Below are 14,367 nucleotides of genomic sequence, written 5' to 3'. Positions count from 1 at the left end.
TTAATTGGGTCGACCCCGGCTCGGCCGGACACACCTCAGCGATCGTCGAGGTACGCCTCCAACTCCACCTCGACCAGGTGCTCCGCGTCCAACAGGCCGGCCACCACCACCAGGGTGGCCGCCGGCCGGACCGCTCCGAAGACCGCGTTGTGCGCCCGGCCCACCTCGTCGGCGTGCAGCCGGTCGGTCACGTACAGCCTGGTCCGGACCACGTCACCCGGCTCCGCACCGACCTCGGCCAACGCGTCCAGACCGATCCGCAACGCCTGCGCGGTCTGCGCGGCGGCGTCACCGACGTGCGCGACCTGACCGTCCACCGTCGACGTGCAGCCCGCCGTCCAGGCCCGGTCACCGGCCCGGACCACGCGGGAGTAACCGAAACTCTGCTCCCACGGCCCACCCGACCCCAGCCGGGTGACAGTCACGCCTCGGCCAGCGTCCGCAGCGCCTCGGCCACCGTGAAAGCGCCCGCGTAGAGCGCCTTACCGGCGATGACGCCCTCCACCCCGACCGTCTCCAGGGTCGCCAACGCCCGCAGGTCGTCCAGCGTGGACACACCCCCGGAGGCGATCACCGGCCGGTCGGTACGCGCACACACCTCACGCAGCAGGTCCAGGTTCGGCCCGCGCATCGTGCCGTCCTTGGTGATGTCGGTGACGACATACCGGCTCGCGCCCGCCTTGTCCAGCCGCTCCAGCACCTCGTAGAGGTCACCGCCGTCCCGGGTCCACCCACGCGCGGACAGGGTCTGTCCCCGCACGTCCAACCCGATGGCCACCCGGTCGCCGTACTCCCCGACCACCCGGTCACACCAGACCGGGTCCTCGAGAGCCGCGGTCCCGATGTTCACCCGGGCCGCACCGGTGCCCAACGCCGCACGCAGCGACTCGTCGTCGCGGATACCGCCCGACAGCTCCACCTTCACGTCCAACTGGCGCACCACCTCGGCGAGCAGGTGCGCGTTGGTGCCCCGCCCGAACGCCGCGTCCAGGTCGACCAGGTGGATCCACTCCGCGCCGTCCTGCTGCCAGGCCAGCGCCGCGTCCAACGGGTCGCCGTAGACGCTCTCGCTTCCGAGGGCGCCCTGCACGAGCCGGACGGCCCGGCCGTCGGCGACATCCACGGCGGGTAACAGGGTCAGGCTCAACGTCTTCTCCTCGATCAGGTACGACGGTCCAGGGCGATCACCACGATCGCCGGCAGTACGAGCAGCAACAGCACGATCAGCGCGACACGCAACGCCACATTGTCGACGAGCGCCCAGATCAGAATCAGCGCCGCGCCGGTGAGCAGCACGATCGCGGCCCGCTCACCACGGCTGTGCCGGGCCAGCCGGCCCGAACGGCCCCGCCGCAGCTGCGGCGTCAACCGGCGGACCAGCGCGCGACGACGCTGCCGGCGAGCCACCTGCCGCTGCCGGACCGCGCGCTCCCGGGCCTGCTCCGCCTCCCGCTCCGCCCGCCGACGGGCCCGTTCCCGGCTCACCGCGACGCCCCCGCGCCGGGCACCGGGCGACGACGCTCAACCACCGCTGGGCAGCGTGGCGAGCCAGTTGCGCAACAGCGCGGCACCGGTGTCGGCGGACTTCTCCGGGTGGAACTGGGCGGCCGACAACGGCCCCCGCTCCACGGCGGCGACGAAATCGACGTCGTGATGGGCGGTGGTCACCGTGGCACCGGCGGCAGCCAGCGCCGCCGCGTCACCCACGGCGTACGAGTGGACGAAGTAGAACCGGCTCCGCTCCGACAACCCGGCGAAGAGCACCGACGTACCGGACGCCCGGACCGTGTTCCAGCCCATGTGCGGCAACCGCGTGGCGGCCAACCGGGTCACGCCACCGGGCAGCAGCCCGAGGCCCTTGGTCACCACACCGTGCTCCTCGCCGTACTCGAAGAGCACCTGCATGCCCACGCAGATCCCCAGCACCGGCCGACCGGCCGCCACCCGCTCGGCGATCACCGGGCCGGCGCCCAACGCCTCGATCCCGGCCATGCACGCCGCGTACGCGCCCACCCCCGGCACCACCAGACCATCGGCGGCGGCCGCGGCGGACAGGTCGTCGGTCACCCGCACGTCCGCGCCGGCGGCGGCCAGTGCCCGCTCCGCCGAGCGCAGGTTGCCCGAGCCGTAGTCGAGCACCACCACGGCGCTCATGCGTCCTGCCCCGGCAACAGCCACAGCACCCCACCGACAGTGGCGAGCACCGCGAGCAGCGCGGTGATGCCCACCACGCCCTTCGGCGCACCCTGGCGGTACAGCGACCAGGCGCCACCCACCAGCACCCCGGCCAGGATCAGCAACAACGTCGGCAACGCGGCGCCCATCAGTTCCACCCGCCATTCGCGACTGCGGGGCTCCGCTCCGCTGCACTCCTCGCGCTCATCAGAGCGCGCCCTTGGTGCTGGGGATCGCGCCGGCGGCGCGCGGGTCGATCGAGGTCGCCTCGCGCAACGCCCGGGAGACCGCCTTGAACTGCGCCTCCACCACGTGGTGCGCGTCCGGGTGGCCGCCCGGCCGGGCCGCCCGCAGCACGTCGACGTGCAGCGTGACCCGGGCCGCCTGCCCGAAGGACTCCCAGATGTGCCGGGTCATGCTCGTCGCGTAGACCGGCCCGATGTACGGCGCCAGCACCGGCTCGTCGTGCACCACGTACGGCCGACCGGACAGGTCCACCGCGGCCCGGACCAGCACCTCGTCCATCGGCACCGTCGCCGAACCGTACCGTCGGATGCCGGCCTTGTCGCCCAGCGCCTCGTCGAACGCGGCGCCCAGGGCGAGCGCGGTGTCCTCGATGGTGTGGTGCGCGTCGATCTCCAGGTCACCCACCGTGCGCACGGTCAGGTCGAAGCCGCCGTGCCGGGCGATCTGGTGCAGCATGTGGTCGTAGAAGCCCACGCCGGTGCTGATCTCGGCGGCTCCGGTGCCGTCGAGGTCGATCTCGACGAGGACCCTGGTCTCCTTGGTGATCCGCTCCACCCGGGCGGTCCGACTCATCGCTGTGCAACCTTTCGTTCACGACTCCGGGGCTCGCAAAACCGGCTCACTCCTCGCGCTCACCGGGCCTGCCGGTTCGCGACTGCGGGGCTCGCAAGCTCACTCCTCGCGCTCCCACGTGACTGTCTCCATTGCGGTGAGGAAGGCATCGGTCTCGACGGCGGTGCCGGCGGTCACCCGCAGCCAGCCGGGCAGACCGACGTCCCGGACCAGCACGCCCTGGGCCAGCAGGGCCTTCCAGACGACGGTCTGGTCGCCGCCCACCCGGAAGAGCACGAAGTTGGCGTCGCTGTCGGCGACCCGCAACCCGCGCTCCCGCAGCGTCGCCACGATCCGGTCCCGCTGCGCCATGATCGCGTTCACCGTACCGAGGAGGGCGTCGCGGTGGGTCACCGCCGCACGGGCGGCGGCCTGGGTGAGCGTGGACAGATGGTACGGCAGCCGGACGAGCTGCACCGCCTGCACCACCGCCGGATCGGCGGCCAGGTAACCCAGCCGCCCACCGGCGAAGCCGAACGCCTTGCTCATCGTGCGGCTGACCACCAGCCGCGGGTGGCCGGGCAGCACCGCCAGGGCGCTGACCGTCCCGGGCCGGGCGAACTCGGCGTACGCCTCGTCGACGACCACCATGCCCGGCGCGGCGTCGAGCACCGCGGCGATCACCGCCGGGTCCAGTGCCGTGCCGGTCGGATTGTTCGGTGAGCAGAGGAAGACCACGTCGGGTCGGTGCTCGCGGACCTGGGCGACCGCCTCCGCGACGGTCAACCCGAAGTCGACGCCACGCGCGGCGGGCACCCACCGGGTGCCGGTGCCGAGGGCCAGCAACGGATGCATCGAGTACGCCGGAACGAAGCCGAGGGCGCTGCGCCCCGGCCCACCGAACGCCTGGAGCAACTGCTGCTGGATCTCGTTGGAGCCGTTCGCCGCCCACACCTGCTCGACGGTCAACCCGTGCCCGAGATATGCGGCCAGGTCGGCGCGGAGCGCCACCGCGTCCCGGTCCGGGTAGCGGTTCAACTCGCGCAACTCGGCCGCGAGCGCCTTGCCGATCGCCTCGACCACCGGCTCCGGCACCGGGTAGGAATTCTCGTTGGTGTTGAGCCGCACCGGCACGTCCAGCTGCGGCGCCCCGTACGGCGACAGCCCTCGCAGGTCGTCCCGGATCGGCAGGTCGTCGAGACTGCTCATGCCGCCTCCCCGCTTCGCGAGGGGGCGGCCTGAGGCACCAGTCGACTGAGCCAGCCGGTTCGCTCGCTGCGCTCGCTCACGTCGACGCTCCCGGGAAGCGCGCCTGCACCGCCTGGCCGTGTGCGGGCAGGTCCTCGACGGTGGCCAGGGTGACCACGTGCGGGGCGACGTCACGCAGCGCCGCCTCGGTGTACTCGATCAGGTGGACGCCGCGCAGGAACGACTGCACCGACAGCCCGGAGGAGTGCCGGGCGCACCCGCCGGTCGGCAACACGTGGTTGGACCCGGCGCAGTAGTCGCCGAGTGACACCGGCGACCAGGCGCCCACGAAGATCGCCCCGGCGTTGCGCACCCGAAGCGCCCACTCCCGGGCGTCGGCCGTCTGGATCTCCAGGTGCTCGGCCGCGTACGCGTCGACCACCCGCAGCCCGGCCTCCAGATCGTCGACCAGCACCACGCCGCTCTGCTCGCCGGTCAGCGCCGTGGTCACCCGCTCGACGTGCTTGGTCGCCGACACCTGCCGGGCCAACTCCCGCTCCACCGACTCGACGAGCGCCAGCGACGGGGTGACCAGCACGCTCGCCGCCAGCGGGTCGTGTTCGGCCTGACTGATCAGGTCGGCGGCCACGTGCGCCGGGTCGGCGGTGTCGTCGGCCAGGATGGCGATCTCGGTCGGCCCGGCCTCGGCGTCGATGCCGACCACGCCGCGCAGCAGCCGCTTGGCGGCGGTCACCCAGATGTTGCCCGGGCCGGTGATCAGGTCGACCGGGTCGCACCGCAGCTCACCCAACGGGTCGACGGCCGCGCCGTAGGCCAGCATCGCCACCGCCTGGGCCCCGCCGACGGCGTACACCTCGTCGACGCCGAGCAGCGCGCACGCGGCGAGCACCCGGGGGTCGGGCAGGCCGCCGTTGTCCTTCTGCGGCGGGCTGGCCACCACCAGCGACCGCACACCGGCCGCCTGGGCGGGCACCACGTTCATCACCACCGTCGACGGGTACATCGCCAGGCCGCCGGGCACGTAGAGGCCGACCCGGTCGACCGGCAGCCACCGCTCGGTGACAGTGCCGCCGGGCACCACCTGCGTGACGTGGTCGGTGCGCCGCTGGTCGTCGTGCACCCGACGGGCCCGGCTGATCGACTCCAGCAGCGCGGCGCGCACGCTCGGGTCGAGCACCCCCTCGGCCTCGGCGATCGCCTCGACCGGCACCCGCAGCACCTCCGGCGAGATGCCGTCGAACCGCTCGCTGACCTCCCGGATCGCCGGGTAACCATGCTCGCGGACCGCCTCCACCAGCGGTCGGATCCGCTCGACGGCGACGGACACGTCGAGCTGGGCACGGGGCAGCAGGCGGCGCGGGTCTCCGAGACCGTTGCGCAGGTCGATCCGGTTCAGCACCCTTGCGAGTCTAGGCGGCCCGCCCGCGGCGCACCCGAGCCGCCCGTACGCCGGGACGGTGAGCCGGGCCACGCCCACCGGGACGAGATTGGTTAGGCTCGACCACGTGACCGCACGGCTGCCGGTGTTTCCGCTCGCAACGGTGCTCTTTCCCGGATTGGTGCTGCCGCTGCACATCTTCGAGGAGCGCTACCGGGCGCTGGTCCGACACCTCGTCGACCTGCCCGAGGGCGCTCCCCGCGAGTTCGGTGTGGTGGCCATCCAGGCTGGCTGGGAGGTCGCGCCCGCCGGTCCCGGCGCCCGCGCGACGGCGGGCGTCGGCCAGGTCACCCTGCACGAGGTCGGTTGCACCGCCGAGCTGCGACAGGTGACCGAACTGGCCGACGGTGGTTTCGACATCGTCACTGTCGGCCGCCGCCGGTTCCGGATCGCCGAGGTCGACGAGGACGCGGCTCCCTACCTGACCGCGGACGTCGAATGGCTCCCCGATCCCTCCGGGCCCGACGAGGTCGCCGACCTGTTGGCCGCCCGGGTGATCGCGGTGTTCCGGCAGTACCTCGGGCTGATCCGCCCCGACCCGGAGGAGATCTCCGAGCAACTGCCGGAGGATCCGACGGTGTTGTCCCATCTGGTGGCGGCGACCGCGGCGCTCACCGTGGACGACCGGCAGCGGCTGCTGGCCATCGACGACACCGCCGCGCGGCTCCGCGCCGAGCTGCGGCTGCTCAACCGCGAGGCGGCTCTGCTGCGTCAGGTGCGGGCGGTTCCGGTGCCGTTGGCGGAACTGGCGTCCCCGCCGACACCCAACTGAGCCCTGGCTCGGGCTCCGGGCGCAGGCCCGGCCACCGTGACCAGCCCGCCAGCAGTGTGTACGTGATCGCGGCGCCGAACGCCGGCAACAGCAGGTTGCCGTGCGGCACCGGGAGGACACCGAGCAGCCAGTCGACCCCGCCGGCCCGCAGGTCGGCGGGTTTGGTGAAGGCCTGCCCGGCCGGGGCGGTGGCCAGCAGCCGGTCGAAGGTGGCCAATCCGATCCGCCGTCCCACCTGCCAGGCCACCGGCGCGGCGGCCAACGCGCCGAGCACCGCGGCGAGCAGCCCGACCGGGCCGCGCCGACGTCGCAGCGCGAACCACAGGGCGAGAGCCACCAGCAACCCGAAGGCCAGCCCGAGCAGACTGAACCACCCGTCGGCGGCGATCGGCTGCTCCGGTTGCGGGTCGGCGTAGATCGCCCCCTCGGCGGTCTTGAGCACCGGCGTGTCCGGCGCGAGCCCGGCCCAGAGCAGCCCGAACGGCACCCCCAGGACGGCCACGGCGAGCACGCTGGCCAGCACCGTCGCCACGGTACGCAGCGGACGACGCGGCTCGTCGAAGCTCAACTCCAACGAGCTCTGGTACGCCGCCGAGGCGGGGGCGTCGCCCGGACCGTACCCGTGTTGCGGTGTCGCCGGCGGGGCGTCCGGCGGTGGCACGGTCCCCGGCAGCGACACGTCCCCGGGCTGTGACCCGGCCTCCGGGCGCGACCCGGCCTCCGGCTGTGACCCGGCCTCCGGCTGCGGCCCGGCGTCCGGCTGCGGCCCGGACGACCGCTCAGCCTCCGGCGAGGTCGCGCCTGGCGTGCGGGGCGGCGCGGGGCGGTCGGGCTCGCCGACGGGCCGCGTGGGATCGGGGTAGTCCGGGCTCACCCGATGATCCTCTCAGGCCCGGTCGAGTGCCGGGGCTCCGGTGGCGGCAGACCAGCTCACCGGGCGAACGGCTCCACCATCATCGCCGCCGCCCGCAACCACGCCTGCCGGGTCTCCGGCTGGAGCTGGTGGTACTCGATCGACGCCCCGGTCTCCAGCGCCGGGTCGTAGGGCACCACGGCCACTCCACGGGTACGGGTGGCGAAGTGCCGTTCCAGGTCGTCCTGCAACGGCGAGCGACCCGGGGTCGGGCAGGAGATGAGGGTGACGGCGTTGTCCGCCAGCTCGCCCATGCCCTCCTCGTGCAGCAGGTCGAGCATCCAGTCCGCGCTGAACGCCGCGTCCTCCCGCGGCACGGTGGTCACCACCAGTTGGTCGGCGGCCTGCATCACGGTGCGCCAGTTGGGGCTCTCCACGTTGTTGCCGGTGTCGACGCAGACCACGTCGTGGGTACGCCGTAGCAGCTCCAGCACCCGCCGGACGGTGAACTGGTCCAGTCGCTGGGCGAAGCGCGGGCTCTCCTCACCGGCCAGCACGTCGTACGAACCGTCGGAGGCGTGCCGCAGGTAGTCGTCCAGCCGACCCAGCAGGGTCTCGCCCTCGAGGATCTCGATCTGGGCCAGGTCGGTGACCAGGTGCCGGATCGTCCGGGCGTGCCGGGCACTGCCGGCGCGCAGACCGAGGGTGCCGCGCAGCTCGTTGTCGTCCCAGGCCAGCACGCCCTGCCCCCGTACGCTGCCGACGGTGGCGGCGGCGAGCACGGTCGCGGTGGTCTTGTGCACCCCGCCCTTCGGGTTGGCGAAGGCGAGCACCCGGGGCGTGCCCAGATCCCGTCGCAGCACCCCGTTGGCCCGTTCCTGCTCGTCGATGCCCTGCGAGCGCCACTCGATCCGGGCCGGGTAGGAGCGCTCGACGACCGCCGAGCCGACCGGTTGGGCGACCGGCGGAGGCGCGACCGGCGGCGGGGCGACGGGCGGTGGGGCGATCGGCGCTGCGGGTGGTGAGGGCTGCGGCACGGCGACCGGATAGCCGGTCTCCGGCTGGTAGCCGGTCTCCAGCAGGGCGTACCGCGACTCCACCGGCGGGTCGCCCGGCCGGTAACCGTTGTCCAGCAACGCGTACCGCGACGGACCCGGGTCGGGGACGGCCGGCGGCGGCTCGGGTTCGGTCCGGTACGTCGGCTCGATCCGCTGGCCCGGATCCGCCCGGTACCCCGGCTCCGCGCGGTACGCCGACTCCGCCCGATAGTCGGGCTCACCCCGGTAACCCGGCTCGGCCCCGAAGCCCGGCTCGGCCCCGAAGCCCTGCTCGGCCCCGAAGCCCTGCTCGGCCCGGAAGCCCGGCTCCGGGCGATAGGCCGGCTCCGCACGGTACGCCGGCTCGGCCCGATAGTCGGGCTCCGGCCGGTACCCCGGCTCGGCCCGGTAACCCGGCTCCGCGCGGTACGCCGGGTCCGACCGGTAGTCCGGCTCGGACCGGTACGCGGGGTCCGAGCGGTACGCCGGCTCGGCGCGGTAGTCCGGCTCGGCCCGGTAGGCGGGGTCGACGCGGTAGGTCGCCTCGGCGCGGTAGTCGGGCTCCGCGCCGTACGACAGATCTGCGGGATGCCCGATGGCGGGTGCCCGCCCCGCGTAGCCGTTGGGGGCCGCGCGCCGGGGCAGCGGGTCAGGTGGCGCGTCGTCGGCACGCCGCTCCGGCTCGGTCTGCTCCGCGCCGCGACCGCCCAGCCGGGCACGGTCCAACAACGCACGCCACCGCGGCGCTGGTTCGGCCGGCCGGCCCCAGCCGGTCTCACTGCCCTCCACGGCCCGCCCTCCCAGCGCCATCGATCTCCGTCTGACAGGCTACGAACCAAACCCTATTCGGACCACACCTCAGAGCGCACACCAGCCGACGCAGATCACGACGACGCGGGTGCCGGGGATTCGGCACCGGTGCTGTCCGGGGAGGTGGCGACGCTCGGCGGGGGCGGCTCGGTCGACTCGGCGGACGACGGCGTGGGTGACGGAATCGTGACGACCGGTGCGGGTTCCGACGATTCGCCCACCGACGCCAGCGGCGCGGGCGCGGGTGGGGTGGACTCCACGGCATCGTCCGGTGCCGACGCCGGACTCGGCCCGGTGTCGGCCGGCGGGCGCACCACGTCGCGCTGCTCGGGCAGTGGTGGCGTGAAGACGGTGCGGTCCAGCCGGTACACCTCGGGGGCCGGGTCGACCGCCCGGACGTCCGGGCGGGCCGCCACACCCCGCAACACCTGCGGGGCCGCCCGCACCACAGCGGCGTAGACGCAGGCGCAGCCGGTCCGGTACGCCGCCGCCTCGGCGGTCGCCACCTCGGCCCCGCTGACGTAGCGTTCCCGCAGCTCCCGCTCGCCCGCGCCGGCACCGTCGACGGCCGCGGCCCGGGCCCGGTAGTCGGCGGCCTCGGCGGCCTTGCGGGCCGCCACCTCCTCCATCCCGGCGACCACGTCGTCGGGCACCCGTAGCGCGGGAATGCGGACGATCTCGGTCTGCCGTCCGGGCAGCGGCACCCGCCCGAAGACGGTGGAGACCCCGACGTCGCCGAGCACCGCCGACAGACGCTGCGGCGGCAGGTAATCGGTAAGCGTGACCAGCGCGTACGTGCCACTCCCCGTGGACGGGGCGGACGCGGGGAGCCCGGCCAGGTCGGCGGCGGCGGACCGCAGGTAGCCGGGGACGGAATCACCGTCGGTGACGCCGACCCGGGTCACCTCACCCACCGTCCGGTCACCCACCGGCGCGTCGTCGACAGCCCAGACCGCGGTGCCCAGGACCGCCGCGGCGGAGAGCACCGCGGCCCAGGTGAGCACCCCGGACCGCGCCGACCGGTCGCCCAGCCGGGCCACGGCCCGGGTCAGCGGCGGCAGCAGCCGTTGGTCCAGCTGCCGCAGCAGGTTGCCGGCGCGCACGGGCGGGATCCCCTCGTCGGATCGGTGTCGGGCGGTCGCCGCTCAGTCACGCAGGATCTGGAGCGCGCGGTCCAGATCGTCAGGGTAGTCGCTGACGAACCGGACCTCGTCCCCCGTTCGGGGGTGCAAAAAGCTCAGTTCGCGGGCGTGCAACCACTGTCGGGCCAGGCCCAGACGGGCCGAGAGGGTGGGGTCGGCGCCATAGGTGAGATCACCCACGCAGGGGTGCCGCAGGGTGGAGAAGTGCACCCGGATCTGGTGCGTCCGACCGGTCTCCAGCCGGACGTCGACCAGGCTCGCCGCCGGGAACGCCTCAAGGGTGTCGTAGTGGGTGATGCTCGGCTTGCCGCCGGACACCACCGCCCAGCGGTAGTCGTGGGTCGGGTGCCTGTCGATCGGCGCGTCCACGGTCCCGCGCAGCGGGTCCAGGTGGCCCTGCACCACGGCGTGGTAACCCTTGTCCACCTCGCGGTACTTGAAGGCCCGCTTCAACGCCGTGTACGCCTGTTCGCTCTTGGCGACCACCATGATGCCGGTGGTCCCCACGTCGAGCCGGTGCACCACGCCCTGACGCTCGGCGGCACCACTCGTGGAGATGCGGTGCCCGATCGCGGCGAGGCCGCCGATCACCGTCGGGCCGGTCCATCCGGGGCTGGGGTGGGCCGCCACTCCCACCGGCTTGTCGACCACCACGATGTCGTCGTCGGCGTAGACCACCCGCAGCCCGGGCACCGCCTGGGGCACCACGGTCGGTGGCGCGACCGGGGCGGGCAGCGTGACGTCCAGCCAGGAGCCGGCCTTGACCTTGTGCGAGTTCGGCCGGGCGCTGCCGTCGACCAGCGCGTCCCCGGCATCCACCAGGGCCGCGGCGGCGGTGCGGGAGAGCCCGAACAGGCGGGACACGGCCTGGTCCAGTCGCATGCCGTCGAGGCCGTCCGGCACGGGCAGGGAACGGTGGTCGCCGCCAGCGGCGAATGCGGAGGTCATGCCCGCTCCTGCTGCTCGGCGGCGCCCTGGGGGGCGTCCGTCCCGGTCGGGTCGCCGTCGCGGCCGGCGCGTCGGCCGTCGCGCTGGCGGCCGGTCAGCTCCAACAGCACGGCCAGCAGCACGCCGCAGACCAGCGAGCTGTCCGCCAGGTTGAACACCGGCCAGACCTGGCCGTACGGGTCGAAGAGGCTGATCATGTCGACCACGTGCCCGTGGAAGGGGGACGGTGCCCGGAAGATCCGGTCGACGAGGTTGCCCAGCGCGCCGCCCAGCACCAGGCCGAGGGAGATCGCCCAGGGCAGTGAGCGCAGTCGCAGGGCCATCCAGACGATCCAGCCGACCACACCGATGGTGATCAGCGGGAAGACCCAGGTGTGGTCCGCGCCGATGCTCCAGGCGGCGCCGCTGTTACGGGTCAGGCTCAGGTAGACGAACCCGCCGAGCAGACGGACCGGCTCCCGGTCGGTCAACGCGGCCAGCGCGAGGTGCTTGGTGACCAGGTCGGCCAGCAGGGCCACCAGGGCGACTCCGGCGAGGATCGCGACGGCCCGGGGTCGGCGTGTGCCGCCGCCCGGATCGGTGCGGCCGGGCTCGGCGGACGGTGCTGCGGTCATGCGCTCCCCATCGACAGTCTCGGCGGTGATCGCTCACCGTCTCATCGCCGCCGGGGAACGGACCTCAGCGCCGTTCCTCCAGCTGCTTGCACGTCACACACTGGGTGGCCGACGGGAATGCGGCGAGGCGCTCGACCGGGATCGGGTTGCCGCACCGCTCGCACCAGCCGTAACCACCCTCGTCGAGGCGCTCCAACGCGCGCTCCACCTGCGTGATCCGTTCCAGAATGCTGTTGGCGAGAGAGATCTCCTGCTCCCGCTCGAGCGTCTTGGTGCCCGTGTCGGCCTGGTCGTCCCCGGCCGAGTCGGTCAGCCGATCGCGCTGCAGCTCGGTGATCTCGCTCAGCGTCTGATCGTACTCGGCACGAAGCTCGTCCCGCCGCGCCGCCAACGCCGCCCGGATCTTCTCGGTCTCCGCCGCGCTCCGGGTGGCCTTGGCCACCGGCTTACGTCCGGCGGTCCTGGTGTCGGCTGGCTTAGCCATGGGTCGCTCCCTCGGCCGGGGAGCCGCGTGGTTCGCGGCATCCTGGTCAGGGGCGCCGACCACGGCGTCCCCTCATGGACGAAAAGGGGCGCGCGGCGACGATGGCCGCGCACTCCGGAGGTTCGCAAGAATACGGAACGTACAGGCGTCCGACAACGTGCCGCACCGTCGCACCGCTTAACAGCCCCTAACCATGCTCAACTGGGGCAAAGGGAACGCTAGCAGATCAACCAGGCACTTCATCCCCGTGTTCGCCAAACCACCGAGCCAGCCGCCCCCGTCGGCTGACCGCCCGCAACCTCCGCTCGGCGGCGTCCCGCACCCCGGCGGTCGCCACGATCAGCAGGCTGTCGCCGGTCTTCAGCCGGGTGTCCGGCGCGGGCACGAATCCCACCCCGTCGCGCAGCACCAGCGTCACCGACGCGCCCGGCGGAAGCCGCAGCTCGTCGACGTGCACGCCGGCCAACCGCGAGCCCGGCGGCACCTCCACCTGGAGCAGGTCCGCGCGCATCCGCTCCAGCGGAGCGGTCTCCACATGGATCTCGGCGGCCTCGGTCGGCGCGGTCACCCGCAACCAGCGGGCGAACGGCCCCAGCGCCCCGGCCTGCACCAGCGTGAAGATCACTACCAGCACGAAGACCACGTCGAAGAGACGTTCCGCACCGGGCACCCGCTCGGAGAGCGGAATGGTCGCCAGCACGATCGGCACCGCCCCGCGCAGCCCCGCCCAGGACAGGAACGCCTGTTCACGGAGGCCGACCCGGAACGGCAGCGCCGAGACGGCCACCGACAACGGCCGGGCCAGCAGCACCAGGGCAAGCCCCGCGACCACGGCGGGAAGCACCGCCGCGTCGAGGCGACCCGGCGAGGCCAGCAACCCGAGCAGCACGAACAGCCCGATCTGGGCGAGCCACGCCAGCCCGTCCGCGAAACCGAGGATCGCCTGCCGGTGCGACAACCGGGCATTGCCCAGCAGCACCCCGGCCACATACACGGCGAGGAACCCCGAGGCGTGCAGCACCGCCCCGGCGGCGTACGCCAACACGGTGATGCCCACGGTGGCGATCGGGTAGAGACCGGCCGACGGCAGCGCCGCCCGACGCAGCGCCCAGGCGCCGGCGACACCCGCACCCACACCCACCGCCGCGCCCACGCCCAGCTCGTAGCAGACCAGCCCGACCTCGTACCACCACGGATGCGCCCAACCCTCGTGGGACAGCAGCACCACCAGCAGCACCACCGGGGCGTCGTTCATGCCCGACTCGGCCTCCAGGGTCGCCACCAGCCGGGGCGGCAACCGCAGCCGGCGCAGGGTGGCGAAGACGGCCGCCGCGTCGGTGGACGACAGCACCGCCCCGTAGAGCAGGGCCAACCGCCAGTCCAACCCCAGGAGAAGGTGTACGGCGACACCGACCACCACGATGCTCACGACGACGCCGACCGTGGAGAGTGCCGAGGCCAGCCCGAGCACCGGTCGCAGGGTGCTCCATCGGGCGGTGAGGCCACCCTCCGCGATGATCACGATCAGCGCGCAGAAGCCGAGGGCCCGGGTCAGGTCGACGTCGTCGAAGCGGATACCCAGCCCGCCCTCGCCGATCGCCACACCCAGCGCCAGGTAGACGAGGAGGCTGGGCACACCGAGCCGGGTGGAGAGTCGCACCGCGCCCACGGCGACGAGCAGCACTGCCGCACCGAGCAGCAGCGCGACGTCCAACCCGGGCGTCACGGTGGGACCAACCCGGGCGTCACGGCTGCCTGGCCCGGGCGTTCCTCACTCGGCGGATCCGTCGCGCAGTCGGCGCAGCAGCGCGGCCAGCTCCGGCGCGGGCCGGTCGACGAGGAAGAGCTTGTCCCGACTGGCCGCGCCCACGCGCAGGGACACCGCCGCCGGCCGGATACCCAGAGCGGCCGCCAACGCCCGACGGGCCGCCTCGGTCGCCCGCCCGTCGACGGCGGGGTCGTGCACCGCGATCACCAGGGCCGGCCCGTGTGGACCGTCGAAACGTCCGCCCACCCGGTCCCGGGAGGCTCCGGGCTTCACCCGTACCGCCACGGTGAGCGTCTCCTGCGCGGGCACCGACGTCGCT

Annotated in this window: 17 protein-coding genes; 1 reads left to right on the top strand and 16 read right to left on the bottom strand. The window is 73.6% G+C overall.

Features of this window, described 5'->3' with window-relative positions; all coding sequences use genetic code 11:
- Nucleotides 1-35: 35 nt before the first annotated feature.
- The 8 genes from GA0070612_RS14870 to hisD all read right to left on the bottom strand — a co-directional run bounded on the left by GA0070612_RS14870 (nt 36) and on the right by hisD (nt 5,581).
- Nucleotides 36-425, bottom strand: a complete 390-nt coding sequence (locus tag GA0070612_RS14870) for a RidA family protein (RefSeq protein WP_088988435.1) — start codon at nt 423-425, stop codon at nt 36-38.
- Nucleotides 422-1,147, bottom strand: a complete 726-nt coding sequence (gene priA / locus GA0070612_RS14865; RefSeq protein WP_088988434.1) for a bifunctional 1-(5-phosphoribosyl)-5-((5-phosphoribosylamino)methylideneamino)imidazole-4-carboxamide isomerase/phosphoribosylanthranilate isomerase PriA — start codon at nt 1,145-1,147, stop codon at nt 422-424. Before priA ends, GA0070612_RS14870 begins: the two co-directional genes overlap by 4 nt.
- Before the next feature lie 14 nt (nt 1,148-1,161).
- A complete protein-coding gene (locus GA0070612_RS14860; RefSeq protein WP_088988433.1) occupies nt 1,162-1,485 on the bottom strand; it encodes a hypothetical protein in 324 nt (107 codons plus the stop codon).
- Nucleotides 1,486-1,521: 36 nt separating this feature from the next.
- Entirely contained in the window at nt 1,522-2,154 is a 633-nt protein-coding gene (gene hisH, locus GA0070612_RS14855; protein ID WP_088988432.1) for an imidazole glycerol phosphate synthase subunit HisH, read from the bottom strand.
- Nucleotides 2,151-2,324, bottom strand: a complete 174-nt coding sequence (locus tag GA0070612_RS31845) for a hypothetical protein (RefSeq protein ID WP_167393628.1) — start codon at nt 2,322-2,324, stop codon at nt 2,151-2,153. Before GA0070612_RS31845 ends, hisH begins: the two co-directional genes overlap by 4 nt.
- 58 nt (nt 2,325-2,382) lie before the next feature.
- Nucleotides 2,383-2,994 (bottom strand): imidazoleglycerol-phosphate dehydratase HisB, encoded by a 612-nt coding sequence (hisB, locus tag GA0070612_RS14845; protein ID WP_088988430.1) that lies wholly within the window; start codon nt 2,992-2,994, stop codon nt 2,383-2,385.
- A 99-nt stretch (nt 2,995-3,093) separates the two neighbouring features.
- On the bottom strand, nt 3,094-4,182 hold the full coding sequence (locus GA0070612_RS14840) for a histidinol-phosphate transaminase (protein WP_088988429.1): 1,089 nt from the start codon (nt 4,180-4,182) through the stop codon (nt 3,094-3,096).
- Between the two features lie 76 nt (nt 4,183-4,258).
- Nucleotides 4,259-5,581 (bottom strand): histidinol dehydrogenase, encoded by a 1,323-nt coding sequence (gene hisD, locus GA0070612_RS14835; protein ID WP_088988428.1) that lies wholly within the window; start codon nt 5,579-5,581, stop codon nt 4,259-4,261.
- 106 nt (nt 5,582-5,687) lie between these two features.
- Here hisD and GA0070612_RS14830 point away from each other — a divergent pair, with 106 nt between their 5' ends.
- Entirely contained in the window at nt 5,688-6,392 is a 705-nt protein-coding gene (locus GA0070612_RS14830) for an LON peptidase substrate-binding domain-containing protein (protein ID WP_088988427.1), read from the top strand.
- On the opposite strand, the gene GA0070612_RS14825 is transcribed toward GA0070612_RS14830, so the two are convergent.
- From GA0070612_RS14825 to GA0070612_RS14790, 8 genes are all read right to left on the bottom strand, one after another.
- Nucleotides 6,307-7,071, bottom strand: a complete 765-nt coding sequence (locus GA0070612_RS14825; RefSeq protein ID WP_231924637.1) for a DUF2567 domain-containing protein — start codon at nt 7,069-7,071, stop codon at nt 6,307-6,309. The genes GA0070612_RS14830 and GA0070612_RS14825 overlap by 86 nt on opposite strands.
- Before the next feature lie 251 nt (nt 7,072-7,322).
- Nucleotides 7,323-9,071: a MinD/ParA family ATP-binding protein gene (locus GA0070612_RS14820; protein WP_408630549.1), complete on the bottom strand. Its 1,749-nt coding sequence runs from the start codon at nt 9,069-9,071 to the stop codon at nt 7,323-7,325.
- A gap of 95 nt (nt 9,072-9,166) precedes the next feature.
- A complete protein-coding gene (locus tag GA0070612_RS14815) occupies nt 9,167-10,195 on the bottom strand; it encodes a hypothetical protein (RefSeq protein WP_088988424.1) in 1,029 nt (342 codons plus the stop codon).
- Nucleotides 10,196-10,237: 42 nt separating this feature from the next.
- Entirely contained in the window at nt 10,238-11,182 is a 945-nt protein-coding gene (locus tag GA0070612_RS14810; RefSeq protein WP_088988423.1) for an RluA family pseudouridine synthase, read from the bottom strand.
- The gene (lspA, locus tag GA0070612_RS14805; RefSeq protein ID WP_088988422.1) at nt 11,179-11,796 is read right to left on the bottom strand and encodes a signal peptidase II; all 618 of its coding nucleotides are present in this window, start codon (nt 11,794-11,796) and stop codon (nt 11,179-11,181) included. The genes GA0070612_RS14810 and lspA overlap by 4 nt, the downstream gene beginning before the upstream one ends.
- Before the next feature lie 64 nt (nt 11,797-11,860).
- Nucleotides 11,861-12,280, bottom strand: a complete 420-nt coding sequence (locus GA0070612_RS14800) for a TraR/DksA family transcriptional regulator (RefSeq protein WP_088988421.1) — start codon at nt 12,278-12,280, stop codon at nt 11,861-11,863.
- Between the two features lie 226 nt (nt 12,281-12,506).
- Nucleotides 12,507-14,006, bottom strand: a complete 1,500-nt coding sequence (locus GA0070612_RS14795; RefSeq protein ID WP_088988420.1) for a potassium/proton antiporter — start codon at nt 14,004-14,006, stop codon at nt 12,507-12,509.
- Between the two features lie 45 nt (nt 14,007-14,051).
- The gene (locus GA0070612_RS14790; RefSeq protein ID WP_088988419.1) at nt 14,052-14,357 is read right to left on the bottom strand and encodes a DUF167 domain-containing protein; all 306 of its coding nucleotides are present in this window, start codon (nt 14,355-14,357) and stop codon (nt 14,052-14,054) included.
- Between the last annotated feature and the right edge of the window lie 10 nt (nt 14,358-14,367).

The sequence above is a fragment of the Micromonospora chokoriensis genome, from assembly GCF_900091505.1.
Lineage (GTDB): Bacteria > Actinomycetota > Actinomycetes > Mycobacteriales > Micromonosporaceae > Micromonospora > Micromonospora chokoriensis.
The sequence above is the reverse complement of the archived record's forward strand: the minus strand, read 5'-3'. Positions and strand labels throughout refer to the sequence as shown.